Origin of the sequence: Pandoraea iniqua, assembly GCF_902459685.1 — a bacterium.
Classification (GTDB): Bacteria; Pseudomonadota; Gammaproteobacteria; order Burkholderiales; family Burkholderiaceae; genus Pandoraea; species Pandoraea iniqua.
In genome coordinates this window covers 245,226-263,756 of the sequence record NZ_CABPSF010000001.1, presented here as the reverse complement: position 1 = coordinate 263,756, position 18,531 = coordinate 245,226, and the positions used below count along the sequence as shown (strand labels likewise).

General features: G+C 65.7%; 16 protein-coding genes. 5 read left to right on the top strand and 11 right to left on the bottom strand.

The features are described from left to right. The first annotated feature begins 157 nt into the window (after window positions 1-157). From PIN31009_RS01045 to PIN31009_RS01035, 3 genes are all read left to right on the top strand, one after another. Window positions 158-1,078 carry a LysR family transcriptional regulator gene (locus PIN31009_RS01045; RefSeq protein ID WP_150789026.1) on the top strand — a complete coding sequence of 307 codons (921 nt, stop codon included), beginning with the start codon at window positions 158-160 and terminating at the stop codon, window positions 1,076-1,078. Window positions 1,079-1,150: 72 nt separating this feature from the next. Next, window positions 1,151-2,578, top strand: a complete 1,428-nt coding sequence (locus PIN31009_RS01040) for a TAXI family TRAP transporter solute-binding subunit (protein ID WP_246185466.1) — start codon at window positions 1,151-1,153, stop codon at window positions 2,576-2,578. 167 nt (window positions 2,579-2,745) lie between these two features. After that, window positions 2,746-3,312, top strand: a complete 567-nt coding sequence (locus PIN31009_RS01035) for a GNAT family N-acetyltransferase (protein ID WP_150789599.1) — start codon at window positions 2,746-2,748, stop codon at window positions 3,310-3,312. A 10-nt stretch (window positions 3,313-3,322) separates the two neighbouring features. Here PIN31009_RS01035 and PIN31009_RS01030 read toward each other — a convergent pair whose 3' ends face one another. The 10 genes from PIN31009_RS01030 to PIN31009_RS00985 all read right to left on the bottom strand — a co-directional run bounded on the left by PIN31009_RS01030 (window position 3,323) and on the right by PIN31009_RS00985 (window position 15,345). Next, window positions 3,323-4,060: a glutathione S-transferase gene (locus PIN31009_RS01030; protein WP_150789025.1), complete on the bottom strand. Its 738-nt coding sequence runs from the start codon at window positions 4,058-4,060 to the stop codon at window positions 3,323-3,325. A 67-nt stretch (window positions 4,061-4,127) separates the two neighbouring features. Continuing rightward, window positions 4,128-5,174 carry a diguanylate cyclase gene (locus tag PIN31009_RS01025; protein ID WP_425495449.1) on the bottom strand — a complete coding sequence of 349 codons (1,047 nt, stop codon included), beginning with the start codon at window positions 5,172-5,174 and terminating at the stop codon, window positions 4,128-4,130. Between the two features lie 13 nt (window positions 5,175-5,187). Further along, complete coding sequence (gene cheB / locus PIN31009_RS01020) at window positions 5,188-6,201, bottom strand: chemotaxis response regulator protein-glutamate methylesterase (protein ID WP_150789024.1); 1,014 nt, start codon at window positions 6,199-6,201, stop codon at window positions 5,188-5,190. Beyond that, window positions 6,201-8,639 (bottom strand): hybrid sensor histidine kinase/response regulator, encoded by a 2,439-nt coding sequence (locus PIN31009_RS01015; RefSeq protein WP_150789023.1) that lies wholly within the window; start codon window positions 8,637-8,639, stop codon window positions 6,201-6,203. The genes cheB and PIN31009_RS01015 overlap by 1 nt, the downstream gene beginning before the upstream one ends. Next, a complete protein-coding gene (locus PIN31009_RS01010) occupies window positions 8,636-9,322 on the bottom strand; it encodes a chemotaxis protein CheW (RefSeq protein ID WP_174995935.1) in 687 nt (228 codons plus the stop codon). Before PIN31009_RS01010 ends, PIN31009_RS01015 begins: the two co-directional genes overlap by 4 nt. 5 nt (window positions 9,323-9,327) lie before the next feature. Next, window positions 9,328-10,824 (bottom strand): CheR family methyltransferase, encoded by a 1,497-nt coding sequence (locus PIN31009_RS01005; protein ID WP_150789022.1) that lies wholly within the window; start codon window positions 10,822-10,824, stop codon window positions 9,328-9,330. Further along, complete coding sequence (locus tag PIN31009_RS01000; RefSeq protein ID WP_150789021.1) at window positions 10,821-11,324, bottom strand: chemotaxis protein CheW; 504 nt, start codon at window positions 11,322-11,324, stop codon at window positions 10,821-10,823. The genes PIN31009_RS01005 and PIN31009_RS01000 overlap by 4 nt, the downstream gene beginning before the upstream one ends. A 36-nt stretch (window positions 11,325-11,360) precedes the next feature. Further along, the gene (locus tag PIN31009_RS00995; protein WP_150789020.1) at window positions 11,361-13,010 is read right to left on the bottom strand and encodes a methyl-accepting chemotaxis protein; all 1,650 of its coding nucleotides are present in this window, start codon (window positions 13,008-13,010) and stop codon (window positions 11,361-11,363) included. Between the two features lie 164 nt (window positions 13,011-13,174). Then, a complete protein-coding gene (locus tag PIN31009_RS00990) occupies window positions 13,175-14,005 on the bottom strand; it encodes a beta-keto acid cleavage family enzyme (protein ID WP_150789019.1) in 831 nt (276 codons plus the stop codon). Continuing rightward, entirely contained in the window at window positions 14,002-15,345 is a 1,344-nt protein-coding gene (locus PIN31009_RS00985) for an aspartate aminotransferase family protein (protein ID WP_150789018.1), read from the bottom strand. The genes PIN31009_RS00990 and PIN31009_RS00985 overlap by 4 nt, the downstream gene beginning before the upstream one ends. Before the next feature lie 252 nt (window positions 15,346-15,597). On the opposite strand from PIN31009_RS00985, the gene PIN31009_RS00980 reads away from it, so the two are divergent. Continuing rightward, entirely contained in the window at window positions 15,598-16,515 is a 918-nt protein-coding gene (locus PIN31009_RS00980; RefSeq protein WP_150789017.1) for a MurR/RpiR family transcriptional regulator, read from the top strand. 143 nt (window positions 16,516-16,658) lie between these two features. Further along, window positions 16,659-17,057, top strand: a complete 399-nt coding sequence (locus PIN31009_RS00975) for an RT0821/Lpp0805 family surface protein (RefSeq protein ID WP_150789016.1) — start codon at window positions 16,659-16,661, stop codon at window positions 17,055-17,057. Between the two features lie 110 nt (window positions 17,058-17,167). Here PIN31009_RS00975 and PIN31009_RS00970 read toward each other — a convergent pair whose 3' ends face one another. Beyond that, window positions 17,168-18,400, bottom strand: coding sequence for an MFS transporter (locus tag PIN31009_RS00970; RefSeq protein WP_058376732.1), 1,233 nt, complete (start codon window positions 18,398-18,400; stop codon window positions 17,168-17,170). Window positions 18,401-18,531 lie beyond the last annotated feature (131 nt).

Genomic DNA, 18,531 nt, shown 5'->3' with positions numbered 1-18,531 from the left:
CATGACGTCCGCAGGTTTGTTGCTGTAGCAATCCGAAAAACCATCAAAAATCAATGATTTATGGCAAATTTCGTTCATTTATGCAGCATCTGGGGTGGTAAGCGCTACAGAAGCCGCCTTGGGAACGAAATCGCTCGAACGGGACAGTGAAGCAGAGATGACGAACGACGCATGGATGGACGAGATCGGTGAGCGTCCGCTCAAGTACCTCACCGAGATTGCGAGCACGGGCGGCGTGCGCATGGCCGCCGAATCGCTCGGCGTGAACCCGTCGGTCGTCAGCCGCCAGATCGCCGCGCTGGAGCGACGGTTGCGCTTCCCCCTCATCGAGCGGCGCGGGCGCAACGTGAGCGTGACCGAGATCGGTCAGGTGCTGATCGACTACTACCGCGACGGGCAACGCCGTCAGCGCGACCTCTCGGCGCGGTTGGAGGAATACCGGCATCTGAAGCGCGGACGGGTCGCCATCGGCGTGGGCGAAGGCTTCATCGGCAACCTGATCGCGCGCGCCTTGCAGCGCTTCTCGATGACGTATCCGGACATCCTCGTCGAGATACGCTCCGGCCCCACACCCGTGGTGCTCTCGCTCGTGCGCGACGACGTGGTCGACATCGGCCTGTGCGTGCGCTCGGCAGACGACCCCGCCATGCGTATTCACCCGTTCGCCGCAAAACCGCTTTGCGCGGTGGTCGCGCCGTCGCATCGCTTTGCCGCCATGACGAGCGTGCCGCCCATGGAGCTGGCCAACGAACGGCTGATCTTCATGACGGAAGCTTACGGCGTGCAGCACTTCGTGCACTCCGTGCTCGAGACCGTGCGGCTCAACGTCATTCCGGCGTATCGGGTCGACCTGTTCAACACTGCGCAGACGCTGGCGGCCGCCGGACTCGGCGTGGCCTTCATGTCGGCGATTACCGCGCGGCGCGGCATCGAGCTGGGCGAACTCGTCGCCGTCCCCATCGACCATCCGATCGCGACCGGCTTCTCGAGTCAGATGATGACGCGTGTCGGCCGGCGGCTTTCTCCCGCAGCCGATCACCTCTGGAAGCAACTCGCGCAGAGTCTGGCCCAGCGCTGATCGGGTAATGACACGGGACACTCACCGCAGATGGCGTATCATCGGCCGGGTGTTGGATATTCCTGCCTGCCGATGACGACCGACGAGAACCAACCCTCCGGGCCTGCCCACAAACGACTGCGTGCGCGCTTTGTCGCGATCTCTTGGCGCGACCTCGCCGTCTCCTTCGGCCCCGTTGTGATTGTCGCTATCGCGGCCATCTGGCTCGCCGTGTGGCTCGTACAGCCCGCCCCGCCACGCACCATCACGATCAGCGCCGGACCGGAAGGCAGCTCATTCTGGAACGCCGCGCAGCGCTACAAAGCGATCCTCGCGCGCAACGACATCACGCTCAACGTACTCACTTCCGAAGGGTCGCGCCAGAATGTGGAGCGTCTGGCGGATAGCAAGCAGAACGTCGATCTGGGGCTCGTGCAGGGTGGCGTATCGGGTGAGCTCGACATCGATGGCCTCGTCTCGCTCGGCAGCGTGTTCTACGCCCCGATTTCCGTGTTCTATCGCGGCCCGCGCGTCACCAAACTCTCCGACTTCACCGGCAAGCGCATCGCCATCGGCCGCGAAGGCAGCGGTGCCCGCGCGCTGGCGCTCGCCTTGCTCAAAGCGAATGGCATCGAGCCGGGCGGACCGACCGATCTGACTTCGTACGACGGGCAGGAAGCCGCGCAGGCGCTTGTCGATGGCCGCGTCGATGCCGCCATGCTCTCGGGCGACACCGCCACCGGCCCGACGATGGGCAAGCTGATTCGTACCCCCGGTGTGCGGCTGATGGACTTCGCGCAAGCCGACGCTTACACCCGCCGCTTCACCTATCTGAATCAATTGACGCTGCCGCGCGGCGTGTTCGATCTCGGCAAGAACCTGCCCGCGCAGCCGGTGCATGTCATCAGCCCGACCGTCGAACTCGTGGCGCGCGACAGCCTGCACCCGGCGCTCTCCGATCTGCTGATCGAAGCCGCCCGCGAAGTCCATGGCAAGGCCAACCTGCTGCAACGCGCCGACGAATTCCCGTCCTCGCAAGTGCACGAGTTTCCGCTCTCCGACGATGCCGCGCGCTACTACAAGTCAGGCAAGGGCTTCCTGTACCGGCATCTGCCGTTCTGGGTGGCGAGCCTCGCCGACCGCATCGTCGTGCTGCTCGTGCCGATCATCGTGGTGCTGATTCCAGCGTTCCGGCTGGTGCCGTCGCTGTATAGCTGGCGTGTGAAGTCGCGGCTGTATCGCTGGTATGGCGCGCTCATCGCGCTGGAGCGCGAGGCGCTCGCCGACGATGCGCACACCGAGTACAAGAGCCTGCGGCACCGGCTCGATGCGATCGAGGCGGCCGTGAACCGACTGAAGATTCCGCTCGCGTATGCCGACCAGTTCTACGTGCTGCGCGAACACATCGGTTTCGTGCGGCAGCGGCTCGATGCCATGAACGCCGAACCCGTACCGCACCCGGACAGTTCCGATGGTGTGGCCGGTGCGGACAGCGCTCCGGCACCGACGGGTCACGCGTAATTATCCCAAAGCGATGCTTATGCATGTCATAACCATCACAAGCTTTTCTTATGGACCGGTGCGGCGCAAACTGCGGCAATGTTTCGGGCGGGGGTGCCAGTCATTCCTGCCTATCCTGCCCACCGTAAGCGCCTTAGCTGCCGAAAGTCCGTATGCCGTTGCTCGCCATGACCTCCGCTCCCGTGCCTGCTCCCACTGAGAAGGCGCTTGCCGCTTGCGTCGTTCGTCCCGTGCGCGACGACGATCTCTCCGCTATCACGGCCATCTATGCCCACCACGTGCTGAACGGTTCGGCCTCGTTCGAGGAAGTGCCGCCGGGTCAGGCGGAGATGCACGCGCGGTGCGCCAAGGTCGTCGATGCAGGGCTGCCGTATCTGGTCGCAGAACGCGATGGCAAAGTCCTCGGCTACGCGTATGCCACGCATTACCGGCCGCGCTCGGCCTACCGTTTCACGCTCGAAGACTCGGTGTATCTCGCCCCCGATGCGATCGGACAAGGCGTGGGCCGCACGCTGCTGCTCGCGCTCATCGCGCGCTGCGAGGGCGGGCCGTGGCGGCAACTGATCGCCAACGTGGGCGACAGCGGCAATGCGGCATCACTCGGCCTGCACGCGTCGTGCGGCTTCGTGCACGCGGGCACGCTCAAATCCGTCGGCTTCAAGTTCGGCCGCTGGGTCGACACGGTGCTCATGCAACGCCCGCTCAACGCGGGCGACACCACCCTGCCGGAGTAAGCCGCGCGCGTCAGAACGGCGACGCGCGGTCCAGTTCCTTGTAATGCCGGAAGATGCCCGTCGTATTGAACGGGATGCGGCGTGACGACTTCAGATACGCCGCGATGCGAGGCTGACGTGCAACACCGTCGTGCACGCTCTGACAACGCGGGTAAGCCTTCGCAAAACCCGCCATGGCGCGCGGGAACGCGTAATTCAGCCCGGCAATCAGTTGAAACAGCGACAGATCGGCGTACGACATCGCGCCTTCTGAGAGCCATCCGCCCGCGTGCGGATTGTTGGCGAGCACGCGCTCGAAATAATCGAAGAACTTGGGCAGGCGATAGTCGATCAACTCGGCGGTGCGCTTGCGCGCCTCGGCCCGTTGGTTGCTGTAGTAGAGCCTGCTGGAGATCGGATGGTGGCCGTCGTGCACTTCGGCGACGAGATCGGCCAGCGTGAGTTGCAACTGATTGACGAAGCGGCGGGCGCGCGGCGATTCTCCGACGAGGCCGAGTACCGGCCCCAGAAACGCGAGGATATTGGCCGTCTGGCCGATCAACTCGCCGTCCACACGCAGGAACGGCGGCGCGAAGGGCGGATCGGTGCAGGCGGGGTCGTCCATCGTGTGCAACATGCCGTCCATGCCCTGCCCCGGCCCGTCGCCTTGCACGATTTCCACGAACGGCGTGCCGGTCGCTTCGAAGGCCAGCCGGACAAACTCGCCGCGCCCTTGCAGACCCGGCCAATAGAACAGTTCGAAGGTCATGCCACCTCCTCAGGCTGTTTCAGGCCAGCGAATCGCGCTTCACACTTCACACGTCACGCATCGCGCATTACGCGACGCCCGGTTGCATCTCCACGCGATTCTTGCCCTGTTGCTTGGCGCGATAGAGCGCCAGATCCGCCGACTCGATGAGCGAAGTCGACGCCATGTGCGTGCGCGGCACCAGCGCCGCACCGCCGAGACTGATCGTCACATTACGGCCATTGGCCGAGCCCACATGCGGGATGCCCATCGCATCGATCTGCGCGCGCACCTTCTCCGCGATGATCGCGGCCCCGGCCGACGACGTATTCGGCAACACCATCACGAACTCTTCACCGCCGAAACGCGCGGCGAGATCGGCGGGACGCGTCGCCGAATCGGCCAGCGTCTGGGCTACGCGGCGCAATACGTCGTCGCCCGCGATGTGGCCATAGGTGTCGTTATAGATCTTGAAGTTGTCGACGTCGATCATCAACAACGCCAGCTCGCGCTGTTCACGCAGCGCGCGGCGCCATTCCGCGCCGAAGTACTCGTCGAAGTAGCGGCGATTGGCCAGCCCCGTGAGCCCGTCGGAATGCGTGAGCCGTTGCAGTTCCAGATTCGTTTCGAGCAACTGCTGCTGGCTCTCGCGCAGCGCCCGGTAGGCCTCGTCGCGTTGCAGCAGGTTCATGTACGAGCGCGAGTGATAGCGCAGACGCGCGACCAGTTCGATGGTGTCGGGCAACTTGACCAGATAGTCGTTCGCACCGGCCGCAAACGCTTCGCGCTTGATCGTCGACTCTTCTTTGGTTGAGAGCACGATGATCGGAATATCGCGCGTGAGCGGGCTCGACCGGTACTGCCGCACGAGCGACAGGCCGTCGGTGCCCGGCATCACCAGATCCTGAAGAATCACCGTCGGGCGCGTCTGTTCGGCCACGCGAAGCGCTTCGTCGGGGTTCGAACAGTAGTGGAAGTCGATGTTCGCCTCGCCCGCCAGCGCGCGGCGAATCGCTTCCCCGACCATGGCCTGATCGTCGACGAGCAACACCATCGCCGACGAATCGTTCAGGCTGCTCTCGGAGCCGGTCGGCAGCGCGGCTGGCGGCGTGGGTTGGCGTGGGGTTGTCGTCATGGTGTGCGTCCTGTCAAACAGTGCCAAACAGCGTAATCAATTGCGGCGCGATCGTCGTGAGCGGCAAGATTTCGGAAGCCGCGCCAGCCTCCGCTGCCGCCTTGGGCATGCCATACACGGCACTCGTCGCGCGATCCTGCGCGATGGTGATGAAGCCGCGCGTGCGCATGGCACCCAGCCCGGCCGCGCCGTCGCGTCCCATACCGGTGAGCAGCACGCCCACCGCACGGGCGCGCCAGCATTCGGCCACGCTTTGTAGAAATACATCGATGGAGGGCCGGTACACAGCGCTCTTGGGTTCGTCCGAATACGCGCAACGCCCGCTCGCATCCAGTCGTAAATGCCGGTTGCCGCCCGCGAGCAGCACTTCCCCCGCCACGGGTCGATCGCCTGCTTGCGCCAGCCGGACAGTGAGCGGCGTCTGCTGATCGAGCCATGCGGCCATGCCGGGCGCAAACGCGTCGTCCACGTGCTGGACGACGATCACCCCGGCCGCAAAATTCGCGGGCAAACGGCCCAGTAACGTCGCCAGCGCGGCGGGTCCGCCCGCCGATGCGCCGATGGCGATCAGCGCGTCGGTGCGTGGCGTGATCGGCGGCACGACGGGCGCGACCGGCACGACGGCGTTGGCCTCGGCCTGTTGTGCGGCCACCGCATCGATCTTGGAAAGCAAGGAAGACGCCGGACGCGCCAGATCGGAACCGCCCAGCACCGGCGTGTCGACCGCGTCGACCGCACCGGCGCCCATCGCGTCGAACACCAGACTTGCGTGATGGCCCACGTCGGAGGTCACGATCAGAATCGGGCACGGTGTGCGGCGCATGATCTCGCGCGTGGCCGCCACGCCGTCCATCACCGGCATCACCAGATCCATCAGCACGAGATCCGGCGGCACCGGCGCGCACATCGACACCGCCTGCGCGCCGTCGTAAGCCACCCAGGCCACCTCCAGCCCCGGGCGCTGCGCGAGCGTGCGGCGTAGCGCTTCTACGGCGATGACCGAGTCGTTCACGATACCGATCTTCATCACTGCGCCTCCCCGATGAGATCCACCACCGCACGCAGGAGCGCGTCGTCGTGGAAACTGCCCTTCGCGAGATAGTAATCCGCACCGGCATCGAGCCCGCGCTGACGATCCTCCTCGCGATCTTTGTATGAAACGATCATGACCGGCAAATCGGCCGTGCGCGCGTCGCGCTTGATCAGCGTCACGAGCTCGATGCCGTCCATGCGCGGCATGTCGACGTCGGTAATCACCATGTCGAACGTCTCGCTGCGCACGGCATTCCAGCCGTCCATGCCGTCGACGGCCACACTCACGTCGTAGCCGCGCGCGGCCAGCAGTTTGCGTTCGAGTTCGCGCACGGTCAAGGAGTCGTCGACCACCAGCACGCGCTTGCGCAACGCCACGCCACCCTGCGCCGCACGGGCGGGCAGACGCTCCAGCGAGCCGGTCTCTACGGCCTTCGCGATGGAGCGCAACAAGTCGGCCGGATCGATGATGAGCAACGGTGTGCCGTCTTCGGCCAGCGCACCGGCCGCAATGTTCGGCAGCTTGCCCAGCCGCGCATCGAGCGGCTGCACGACGAGCATGCGCTCGCCGAGAAACTTGTCGACGGCCAGTCCGTAACGCGCTTCGCCGTCACCGATCACCACGACCGGCTGGGCACCCGGTGCCGCGACCGGCTCGCTGCCGTAGAGCACTTGCCGCGCGCTGACGACACCGATCTGGCGGCCGTCGAGCGTGAAGTGCGGCCGGCCTTCGAGCATTTCGATATGCTCGGGCGCGAGGGCAAGCGTGCGCGACAGACTCGCCAGCGGCAACGCGTAGGGTTCGCCGCCAATCTCCACGAGCAGGCTGCGCACCACCGACAACGTGAGCGGCAGTTGCAGTACGAACTTCGTGCCGCGCCCCGGTGAGTGCTCGATGCGAACCGTGCCGCGCACAGCAGCGACCATCGCGCGCACAGCATCCAGCCCCACGCCTCGCCCCGAAACATCGGTCACGGTGTCGCGCAGCGTAAAGCCGGGGAGCATCAGGAATTCGAGCAGTTCGTTATCGTCGAGCCGCTGCGCCGTTTCCATCGTCACCAGACCTCGTGCCACGACCGCGGCGCGCACCCGGTCGAGATCGATGCCTGCGCCGTCGTCGGCGACGCTCACCAGCAGCAGCCCGGCGCTATGGCGCGCACTGAGCGTAATCTTGCCCTGCGCCGGTTTGCCCGCTGCGAGGCGCTGTGCCTGACTTTCCAGACCGTGATCGACGGCGTTGCGCAGCAGGTGGCCGAGCGGCGCTTCGAGTTGATCGAGAATATCGCGATCAACTTGCGTATCGGCGCCGCGAATATCGAGTTGCGCGGGCTTGCCGAGCGAGCGGCCGAGATCGCGCACCATGCGGGCGAAACCACCCAGCCGGTCGCCGAGCGGGCGCATGCGGCAGGCGAGTGCTTCGTCGTAAAGGCGCTGCGAGAGTTGTGTCGAGCGGCGGTCGAACTGATCGAGTTCGTGAAGTTGCTCGCCGAGCAGCTGACTGCCGACGCCGAGCGCGCGGCGCAGGTCCGCGAGCGCACTCAAAAGCGTCTGACGGTCTTCATCGTTGCTGGCCGCGTGCGTCAGCGACGTGCTCATGCGGTCGAGCGCCTCGCCCGCTTCGTGCTGATGACGCTTCAGCCGCTGCAACGATTGCGCAAACGGTTGCGACCAGCGCGAGGCCACGAGCGCTTCGCTCGACAACCGCAGCAGGCGGTTCAACGTGTCGGCAGACACGCGCAGCGCACGGGCAGCGTTGTCGCTTTCGCCCGCGTCATGCCGGTCGTCGGCATCGTAGGCACCCGGCAGTCCCATGATGCTGTCAGCCTCATGGGGTTGATTCAATTCGCTCAGCGATGCCAATGCGGGTGCGATCGGCTCGCCTGTCGATTGGGGTTGTCCGATGCCGGTCAATGATGCCGACGGTGCGGGCGTTGCCGGTTGCGCGTCCTGCGACGACAAGCCGTAGCTCGCATAGTCGAACGCTTCTGGCGCGGCGCCCGTGATGTTCTCCGGCAACGCGTCAGGCAACTCGGCAAGTTGCGCCGTCAGCGTGGCGACAAACGTGTCGATCTCCGCTTTACCCGCGCCTTGCGCCCACCCCATATCGCCACCCGGCGGGTGCGCCATGCGCATGAGCAGATCGACACCCTGCAACAGCTTGTCGATGTATGCGGTGTCCAGCCGGAGCGTGCCGCGTTGCGCCGCGACAAAGGCGTCTTCCATCACGTGAGCGAGCGCCACACCGGCGTCGACACCGACGATGCGCGCCGCCCCCTTGAGCGAGTGCGCGGCGCGCATGCACGCCTCGAGCCGCGTGGCGTCGGTCGGCGTGCGCTCCAGCGCGAGCAGTCCGTCGCCGAGCACTTGTGCCTGCGTCTCCGTTTCCATCCGGAACAGATCGAGTAACGAGGCGTTTTGCAGATCGTCGCTCATCCGAGGCTCCGGTCGAAAGCCGCGCCCACACGCGCCGGGTCAAGCAAGCCCACGACGCGCTCGCGCCAATGCAATACCGCATGCGCAAAGCCGTCGGACGCGCCGAGTGCCGTCGCGGGCACCGTGCCCAACGCGCTGCTCGCGGGTGTCACCGTGCCATGCACCTCCGTGACCGGGAAGGCACTCAGATGCGCGCCATGACGCATAGCCAACAGGCGCGATGTGCTGGTGCGCCACGTGTTCGCGGGTGTCGCCAGCGGTTGCGCGGCGGGCTGCACGCCAAGCAATTCGCCCAGCGACACGCAGGGCACGAGCGCACCGCGCAAATTGACCAGCCCGAGCAGCGCGCGCTGCCGATGCCCCGGCACCGTGTGCCACGCGCGCATCGGCGAAACTTCTTCGATAACGGAGGCCGGCAGCGCCAGCCATTCATCCGCCAGACGGAACAGCAGCAGCGCCGCCCCGCGCGACGCGGATTCGTCGTGTGCGGCGGCACGCCACGGTGCCGGGTCGGCAGGCACGACGGGCAACCGGTCGAGCAGTTCGGCCGCCTGCCGATGCAGGGCACCGTCGCTCGACAGGCTCGACTGCGCAGCACGGCGCGCGCCTGCGAGACGGCCCGCCTCGGGGCTGTCTTGCAATGCGGGTTCGCGCGGCGGTTCGCCGGTCGTGGTGTTCGTCATGTCAGTCATCGATGTCTGGCCCCGTGGCGGTGCGCATCATGAGGGGCGTCTGCGGTGCGGTCTGCCGTGCGGTCTGCCGGCTCTGCCCGGTCGGCGCGCTCTGCACGCTCGCGCAGGCGACGTGCGCCAGCCGCATCGCCTCGCGCATCGAGTTGTGCTGCGCAATGCACCAGCGCTTCGTAGTGGCCCGGATCGAGATAGAGAGCACGGCGGTAATGCACGAGGGCCTGCTGCGCGTCGCCGCGCGCGTCTTCTACCAGCCCCAGTAAATACTCCGCCTGCGCATTGGCACGGTCGGTAGCGAGCACCGTTCGGCACAACGCAATGGCACGCGCGAAATCGCCGGCATCGGCCAGCGTCTGCGCCTCTTGCAATTGCCGCGTGATATCGGGAGTCTGCGTCGCTTGACGGCCCGACGCTGAGCCACCCGCGCGCGGGGTGGTGGGCGCAGCCGGTGTTGCCGTCGGCGTAGACCGGGGTGCAGGCGTAGCGGGTGTTGCCGGTGTAACCGGTGTAGCGGGTGTAGCGGACGGCGAGAGAAACGCCGGCGTCACCTGCGCAGCATGCCCGCGCCGGTGTTGAATCGCGTCGAACGTGCGAGTCGGAGACGGCGCGCTGAACGTCGCAAGCGTGCCCGTGAGGGGCGCTGCCCCGGCCGGCGTCGACGTCACCTCGCGCTGCGGGCCTGCCAGCCGGAATGAAAACGCCTGCACGTGCCCCGTCGACGATAAACCGTTGGACGTGAGCGCGCCCCCTTCGGCCGGTCCGGCAAACAGCGTCGCGCCCATGCGCATCAACCGCTCGAGTGCGGCAATCGCGCGGCGTTGGCCTTCACGGTCGAAATAGATCAGCACGTTGCGGAAGAACACGAAGTCGAACGTACCCAGCCGGTCGACGAGCGCCGGGTCGAACAGGTTGCCCGCATGCCAGCGAATGGGCGGACGCAGCGCGCCATTCACGCGATAGGTCTCGCCCTGCGGCGTGAAATAACGATCTCGGAACAGCAGATTGGCGACCGGCCCGCGAAACGAATTGCGTCCATACGTGCCCTCGCGTGCAATCGCGAGCGCGCGCTCGCTGATGTCGAGCGCATCGATGGTGAAATCACCCACCTGAAAGCCCGCGTCGAACAACGTCATCGCCATCGAGTACGGCTCTTCGCCAGTAGCGCAGGGCAGGCTCAGCAGTCGCAAGGCCTGTCCTTCGCGCACGGTGCCGCGTCGTGCCACGCGTTCTTCGGTCGCCATCTGCGCAAGCGCCGTGAACGCCTCGCGATGCCGGAAAAACCATGTCTCGGGCACGACGACCGCTTCGATCAGTGCCTGCAATTCCTGCGGCGACTGTTGCAGCAGTTGCCAGTAGGTCGACGTGTCGTTTGTCTCGGGAGACAGCACCGCCAGCCGGGCACGCACGGCACGCTCGATGGCATTCGCGCCGAGCGTGCCGGCGTCGAGCCCCATCGTGTCGCGCAGCAAGCGCTCGATCTGTTGCACCGGGCTCATGACGCGGCCTCCGGCGGTGTGTCGTGTTCGAGCGCATCGCAAGCGTCACGTGCCGCGTCGAACAGCAACGCACGCGCTTCGTCGGTGAGCAATTGGTCCACCCGTACCCACTGCACCAGTCCTTCCTCCGTATCGAGGACAGGGCCGAGATAGCGGCCCTCAGGCAAGTCGACACCACTCGCGCGGAACGCCTGCGCGTCGGCACGCAAAGTATCGGTGGCCCGCTCTACGAGCACGCCCAGACGCCGCGCGTGCGGGCCCGGTTCGGGATAGTGCACGAGCACGAGACGGGTCGAGCGGCGCGCGGGCGCAGCCGTGCCCGTCGCGAGATGAGTCAGATCGAGTACCGGCACCGGCTCGCCGCGATAGCTGAACGCACCGGCCACCCAAGCGGGGGCGGCGGGCAGGCGCTTGAGCGCGAGCCACGGCAGCACCTCGGCCACGTGGCTGGCTTCAATGACGTAGTGATCGGTGGCAATGGCAAAGCGCAGGAACAGCATGGCAGTGTCCGCGAATGGTCAAAATGCGCGTGGCAATCAAACCAGCCCGTTGGGCGTGCTTGCCAGCACCTTGAAACGCGACACGCCGCTCTTGAGTCCGTTGGCGACGTGATTGAGCTCTTCGATAGCCTGACTCGACTGCTGCAACGACTCGGCCGTCTGCTGCGCAGCCTCCGAGAGCTGCACCAGTGCCTGATTGATCTGCTCGGCGCCGGTGGCCTGCGCCTGCATGCCCTCGTTGACGACCTGGAAGCGCGGCGGCAGCGTCTGCACCTGCGCAATGATCTGCGCGAGCTGATCGCCCACCTGACGCATCTCGTCCATGCCGCGACGTACTTCCTCGGCGAACTTGTCCATGCCCATCACACCGGCCGACACCGCGGACTGAATCTCTTTGATCATTTGCTCGATGTCGTAGGTCGCGACCGCCGTCTGATCGGCGAGGCGGCGAATTTCGGTCGCCACCACGGCAAACCCGCGGCCGTACTCACCGGCCTTTTCGGCTTCGATGGCAGCATTGAGCGAGAGCAGATTGGTCTGATCGGCCACCTTGGTGATGGTGATCACGACCTGATTGATGTTGCCGGCCTTCTCGTTGAGGATGCCCAGCTTGCCGTTCACCGACCCGGCCGCTTCCATCACGTGACGCATCGCGTCTTCCATGCGCGTGAGGCCAACGTGGCCGGTACCGGCCAGCGACGCCGCGTGGTCGGCAACACCGGCGACCTCGGTCATGGTGCGGGCGAGGTCGCGCGAGGTGGCGAAGATTTCGCGCGAAGTCGCGCCGATTTCCGTGGTGGTGGCGGCCGTCTCGGAGGCCGTGGCCTGCTGCTGACGCGAGGTGGCGGCAATCTCAGTCACGGAGGTCGTCACTTGCAGCGCCGACTTCTGCGCCTGTCCGACCAGCCCGGTCAACTCGTCCGTCATGCGGTTGAAGCCCGCTTCGAGCGCGCCGAACTCGTCGCGCCGGTCCAGATCGAGACGTTTGGTCAGGTCGCCGGAGCGCATGACTTCGAGAATCTGCATCACGTTCGCGAGCGGCACGCTGACCGCCTTGAACAGCAGCCAGCCGCACAGCACCGCACAGCCCAAGGCGACGGCCAGCGTGATAAGCAGCGTGGCCTTCGCGGCGGTCACTGCCTCGGCAATATTGTGAGTGGCTTCGTCGGCGAAGGTCTTGTTGGTGTCGACCAGCCGCTGGATCGCGGCGCGCCCACGGCCCCATTCCGGGTACAGCTGTTCGGAGAGCATGGCGCGCGCGGCGGGCATCTGGCCGTTGGCCACGAGCTTGAGCACTTCGTTGCCGATGCGCCCGTATTGCTGGCGAACGCCGCGCACTTCGTCGTATTGCATGCGGTCGACCGCACGGTTGACGGTGTTGCCGTAGTCCTTGATCCAGCCGTCGATCTTGGTGTCTGCCGCGCGCAGCGCGTCGAGGTCGACGGCGCGCGACTTGTCGTTGTCGTCGATGGCGACCACTTGTTGCAGCAACTGGTAGCTCTCGAACCACGCGCCGCGCAGCATGGTGCTGTAGTAGAGGCCCGGGGTGGAGTCGGATTCCACGCTGAACGCTTCGCGCTCAATGGCGGCGAGGCGCGTGTAGGCGACGCCGGCCATCAGCGCCATCAATGCGAGGATCAGGCCAAAACTGGCCAGAATGCGATGTCGGATCGACCAGTGTTTCACGCCGCGCTCCCGTGTCGGTGTTCGCGCCCGGCGCCGCACAGGGCGACACGAGGCTTTTTGAGGTAACGCCGATTCTATTACAGCGGCACCCCCGGGCGGCGGCGGTCAAAACGTCTATTTGGCCTTATTTCGCGTCTTCCCCGGGGTTTCCCCCGAGGGATGGCTCAACGGGTGAGCTCGCGCAGCCCATCGGCGGACATCGGCGCCAATGCCAGCGGGGTTGCGGCGGCACGCAACACGTCGAGCGAAGCGGCATTGCCCGGCGAAACGCTGCCGTCGGGCAAATACAGGTTGTTCTCGAAACCAATGCGGGCGTGGCCGCCCTGCAACACCGCCGCCAGCGCACATTCCGCCTCGCGCGGACCGAAGGCGCACATCGCCCAAGGCGTGGCGCCGGCATTCTCGCCACCGGCCTGCCACGCCGAAAGGAATGGCAAGAGATCCGACGGGGCCGACAACTGCCCCTTGCTATACCGCCCGAGCACGAACAGCACCCAATGACGGCCCGGGCGAATCGCACCCTTGGCGCGCAGGCGCCAGTAGTGCGCCACGTCCTCGGCGTCGTACAGGATGTACTGGGTGGCGATGTTCTCCTGCCACAGCCATTCGAAGAACGCCTCGGCCGCCGGAGCGTGTGCAGCGTCGGGCAGCACTTCGCGCAGTGCCACGGAAATCGCTTCCGGGCGCAGTGCGTGCACCGTCGCGATCTGCTGTTCGGGGGTGTAGATGCCGACGGCTTCGGTGGTGACCTGAAGCACCAGCGCATTGCCGACGGCGCGGCGCACTGCCGCGATACCCGCCACGTAATCGGGCACTTCGAGGCTATGCGTGCCATCGGCCTTGCGCACGTGCAGGTGAATCATGGCCGCGCCCGCGTCGAGACACGCCTTGGCGCACGCGCCAAGCTCGTCGGGCGTCATCGGCAGTGCCGGGTGATCGGCGTGCGTGCGGCGGGCGCCGTTCGGGGCCACCGCCAGCGCGTAGGCGCGCGTCATGCCACAGCCCCTGCCGAAACACCGGTCACGTCGGCCACGGCCGCCGCCAGCAATTCGACGATCCGGTCGATGTCCTTCGGCTGGCAGATGAACGGCGGCGCGATCAGCGCATGGTCGCCATGCACGCCGTCGACGGTGCCGCCCATCGGGTAGATCAACAGGCCGCGCGCCTTGGCAGCCGCCTTCAGACGGGCGTTCATCTTGTCTGCCGCCGGCAGCGTCTGTTTGGTCGCCCGGTCGGCCACGAACTCGACCCCGACGAACAAGCCACGGCCGCGCACGTCCCCCACGTTCGGGTGATCGGCAAAGACTTCCCGCAAACGGGTGCGCAATTGCTCGCCGCGCGCCTTGACGTTATCGAGCAGATGCTCGTCGGCAATTGTGCGTTGCACCGCCAGCGCCGCCGCGCACGCCATGGCGTGGCCCAGATACGTGTGACCGTGCTGGAAGAAGCCGGAGCCGTCGACAACGGCGTTGTAAATTTTGTCAGAGCAGAGCATGGCGCCGATGGGCTGATAGCCCGCACCAAGCCCCTTGGCGATCACGAGAATGTCGGGCACGACGCCGTCTTCTTCGCAGGCGTACAGATACCCCGTGCGGCCCATGCCCGACATCACTTCGTCGAGCAGCAGCAGCACGCCGTACTTGTCGCACACGGCACCGATACGCTTGAAGTAGTCGCCCACCGGCGGCACCGCCCCGGCGGTGGCACCGACCACGGTTTCCGCCACGAACGCGATCACGGTGTCGCCGCCGAGTTCGAGAATCTTGTTTTCCAGTTCGTCGGCGAGGCGCTGCACGTAGGCGTCGTCGGTCTCGCCCTCATGGCGCTCGCGGTAGGCGAAGCACGGCGAGACGTGATGCGCAGGCACCAGCAACGGCAGGAACGGCTCGCGGCGCCAGGCGTTGCCGCCGATGGCGAGAGCGCCCAACGTGTTGCCGTGATAGCTCTGGCGGCGGGCGATGAAAAATTGGCGCTGCGGCTGGCCGATTTCGACGAAGTACTGACGCGCCAGCTTGAGCGCCGCTTCGACGCCTTCGGAACCGCCGCTCACGAAATACACGTGGTTCAGATCGCCGGGCGCGCTGGCGACGAGCGTGTCGGCCAGTTGCTCGGCCACTTCCGTCGTGAAGAACGAGGTATGCGCATAGGCCAGTTGCGCGGCCTGCTGCTGCATCGCTTCAATCACGCGCGGATGGCCGTGCCCGAGGCACGACACGGCCGCGCCGCCACAGGCGTCGAGATAGCGCTTGCCGGTGCTGTCGATCAGTTCGATCCCCTCGCCGCCGACGGCAACGGGCAGCGTCTGGCGCGGATTGCGGTGAAACACGTGAGTCATGCCATAACCCCTGACGGAAAGAATGCGCGCGCCAGCGTTCGCGACGCGCCAACAATGTCGCCAAGTGTAGGCGCAGCGTCCGTCGTTTGCAACATATGTTTCACGCATTTTAACATCGCAACATTCGCGCAACAGCGTTACCACACCTGCCGTTTCCCCGCACAGCAAGCGTCTGGGAGATTACGCGTGCGCGCCTGTGGCATTTCATGCAACAATCGTTACACACCTACGTTGCCGCGTTGCCCTCCCCCAATGACCGAAGCCTCAGTGCTGCCGCAATCGCTCGACCAGCTCAACACTCTGTTGCGCGAGCGCTATCCCCACCTCAGCCCCCAGTTTCAGGCGGGCGCCCGCTTTCTGCTCGACCACCCGCAGCAGGTACCCATCAGCTCGATGCGCGCGATTGCCGCCGAAGCGGGCGTGCAACCCGCCACGTTCGTGCGGCTGGCGCAGCACCTTGGCTTTGATGGCTGGCACGGTCTGCGCGAGTTGTTTCTCGAATCGATCCGTCTGGGGCCGCAGCCCTATGCGAGCCGTGCGCGGCAGGTCATCCGCGAAGGCGACGCCGCGCGCATGGTGCCGGAGATGTTTCGGGTGCAGCACAACAATCTCGACCTGACCGAAGCGGGGGCCAATCAGTCGCTCGGCGCCGCTGTGGAGTTGCTCGCCAGCGCGGGCACCGTGCACGTGGCGGGCTTTCGCGCGTGCTTTCCGATTGCCTTCACGTTCCAGTACATCTACCGCCTGTTTCGCCCGACGGTGCATCTGATTCGTGGCGAAGCGGGCACGCTGGAGATGGAGTTGCGGGCGCTCTCGGCGCGCGACGTGGTCGTCGTGATCAGCTTTGCGCCGTATTCGAATGAAGCGCTGATCGTGGCGCGTGCGGCCAAGGCCGCGGGTGCACGGGTGCTGGCGCTGACCGATTCCACTGTCTCACCGTTGGCGCTCGATGCCGACGCCACGGTGCTGTTCTCGCACGAGAGTCCGTCGTTCTTTCCGTCGATTACGGCGGGCATTGCCGTGGTCGAGACGCTGGTCGAAATGCTGCTCGCCCGCAAGGGCCGCGGCGCGGTGCGCGCACTGGAGCTGGCCGAAGATCAGTTGCACGGCACGGGCGCGTATGTGACGCCGACCGGCACGAGCTCGGGTACCGGCAAGGGCCCGGGATGACGCCGCGCCCGGATTCTTTTATGATCGACGCGTCCCCTGCCGCCGCACCGGTGCGAGTTCTGTCTTCAGGCACCGTGCGGGCCGCGCTACTCGCGCAGCACCCGGCAGGCACCGTCCCCGCCCGACAATCTCAAGGACTCCGAATGTCGCATACCCGTTTGCTCGCGCTTGGCGCAGCCCTTCTCATCGGTGCCGGTGCTGCCGCACCCGTGCTCGCCGCCTCCAACCTCACGTTCATGAGCAACTCGCCGCTGGCGTGGCTGCGCGCGAAGGACAACGCCTCGCTCGCCAAGGCGGCCGACGACGTGCTCTCCAACAAGCAGGACAACGAGACCGTTGATTGGAACAACAAGGGCACCGGCACGCCCACGCAGTTCACCGGCCAGATCACGGCAACCAACACGCAAAAGACCGACGACAAGACGTGCCGGGATCTGATCGTGCTGCTCAACGCCAAGGGTCAGGACGTCACGCTCAGGCTCAACGCCTGCAAGGACGGCGAGAAGGGCAAGTGGGCACTGCAAAAGCGCGCCGCGCCGTAAGGTAGTCGATACCCAAGCAAAACGCCGGTCCTGATCGCTCAGGCCGGCGTTTTGTTTTGGGCGCTGCCGGGAAAGCCCTGGCAGCGCCTCTTCAAGCGATCAGACCCGTATCAGGCCGCCGCCTTCTTGTGACCTTCGACGTTCGGCAGGAAGATCGTCACGATACCGAGCAGCGGCAGGAACGCGCACACGTGGTACACGAAGTCGATGCTCGTCGTGTCGGCCAGTTGACCCAGCACGGCAGCGCCCACGCCGCCCATCCCGAACGCGAAGCCGAAGAACAGCCCCGAAACCGTCCCCACCTTGCCCGGAATCAGCTCCTGCGCGTAGACCAGAATCGCCGAGAAGGCCGACGCCAGAATCAGGCCGATGGCCACCGTCAGGATGCCGGTCCAGTACAGGCTGGCGTACGGCAGCATCAGGGTGAACGGCGCCGCACCGAGGATCGAGCCCCAGATCACATACTTGCGGCCGATCTTGTCGCCCAGCGGGCCGCCGATCATCGTGCCGGCCGCCACCGCGAACAGGAACACGAACAGATGGATCTGCGCGTTCTGCACCGACACGTGGAACTTGCTGATCAGATAGAACGTGAAGTAGCTGCTGATGCTCGCGAGGTAGAAGTACTTCGAGAAGATCAGCACCAGCAGGATGCCGATGGCGAACATGACCTTGCCGCGCGACAGGTGCGCCGTGCCGCCGCGACGCGCTGCCGGCTTGCCCTTGCTGGCCGCGCGCTGCGCCGCATACCAGCGGCTCACGTGGAACAGCACGAAGATCGCCACGAGCGCCGCCACCGAGAACCACGCCACACTGCCACGGCCATGCGGGACGATGATCAGCGCCGCCAGTAACGGGCCCAGCGACGAGCCGACGTTACCGCCGACTTGGAAGAACGATTGCGCCATGCCATGACGGCCGCCCGAGGCCATGCGGGCCACGCGCGACGATTCCGGATGGAACACCGACGAGCCCATGCCCACCAGCGCCGCCGCGACAAGCAGCACGCCGAAGTTTGGCGCCACCGCCAGCAGCAGCAGACCCACGAGCGTGAATCCCATGCCGACCGGCAATGAATACGGTTTCGGGTACTTGTCGGTATAAAGGCCGACGACGGGCTGCAACAACGACGCGGTGATCTGATACGTCAGCGTGATCAGGCCGACCTGCCCGAAACTCAGGTCGAAATTGGCCTTGAGCAGCGGATAGATCGCCAGGATCAACGACTGGATCATGTCGTTGAGCAAGTGAGAGAAGCTGATGGCAGACAGCACGCGGAACGCCGTGCCCTGCGCAGCCGGCGTAGGGGCGCCAGCGAGAGAGGAAGCAGGTTGACTCGACATGGGAGGAACGACTTGACGTCTGTAGCTTAGGAAAACGGTCAGATTCCGACGACTTTCGTGCAGATATGCATGAAAGTTGGGATATTTCTCAATTTCCGTCAGAAATTTAATGAGTGAAGTGTAGAGCATGC

Excerpts from the sequence above, each read along its gene's own strand:
- PIN31009_RS01045 (WP_150789026.1), top strand. The coding sequence starts at position 158 with ATGACGAACGACGCATGGATGGACGAGATCGGTGAGCGTCCGCTCAAG.
- PIN31009_RS01005 (WP_150789022.1), bottom strand. The coding sequence starts at position 10,824 with ATGAGCCCGGTGCAACAGATCGAGCGCTTGCTGCGCGACACGATGGGG.
- PIN31009_RS01040 (WP_246185466.1), top strand. The coding sequence starts at position 1,151 with ATGACGACCGACGAGAACCAACCCTCCGGGCCTGCCCACAAACGACTG.
- PIN31009_RS00975 (WP_150789016.1), top strand. The coding sequence starts at position 16,659 with ATGTCGCATACCCGTTTGCTCGCGCTTGGCGCAGCCCTTCTCATCGGT.
- PIN31009_RS00985 (WP_150789018.1), bottom strand. The coding sequence starts at position 15,345 with ATGACTCACGTGTTTCACCGCAATCCGCGCCAGACGCTGCCCGTTGCC.
- PIN31009_RS01010 (WP_174995935.1), bottom strand. The coding sequence starts at position 9,322 with ATGACGAACACCACGACCGGCGAACCGCCGCGCGAACCCGCATTGCAA.
- PIN31009_RS01035 (WP_150789599.1), top strand. The coding sequence starts at position 2,746 with ATGACCTCCGCTCCCGTGCCTGCTCCCACTGAGAAGGCGCTTGCCGCT.
- cheB (WP_150789024.1), bottom strand. The coding sequence starts at position 6,201 with ATGAAGATCGGTATCGTGAACGACTCGGTCATCGCCGTAGAAGCGCTA.
- PIN31009_RS01015 (WP_150789023.1), bottom strand. The coding sequence starts at position 8,639 with ATGAGCGACGATCTGCAAAACGCCTCGTTACTCGATCTGTTCCGGATG.
- PIN31009_RS01030 (WP_150789025.1), bottom strand. The coding sequence starts at position 4,060 with ATGACCTTCGAACTGTTCTATTGGCCGGGTCTGCAAGGGCGCGGCGAG.
- PIN31009_RS00980 (WP_150789017.1), top strand. The coding sequence starts at position 15,598 with ATGACCGAAGCCTCAGTGCTGCCGCAATCGCTCGACCAGCTCAACACT.
- PIN31009_RS00970 (WP_058376732.1), bottom strand. The coding sequence starts at position 18,400 with ATGTCGAGTCAACCTGCTTCCTCTCTCGCTGGCGCCCCTACGCCGGCT.
- PIN31009_RS00990 (WP_150789019.1), bottom strand. The coding sequence starts at position 14,005 with ATGACGCGCGCCTACGCGCTGGCGGTGGCCCCGAACGGCGCCCGCCGC.
- PIN31009_RS01000 (WP_150789021.1), bottom strand. The coding sequence starts at position 11,324 with ATGCTGTTCCTGCGCTTTGCCATTGCCACCGATCACTACGTCATTGAA.
- PIN31009_RS01025 (WP_425495449.1), bottom strand. The coding sequence starts at position 5,174 with ATGACGACAACCCCACGCCAACCCACGCCGCCAGCCGCGCTGCCGACC.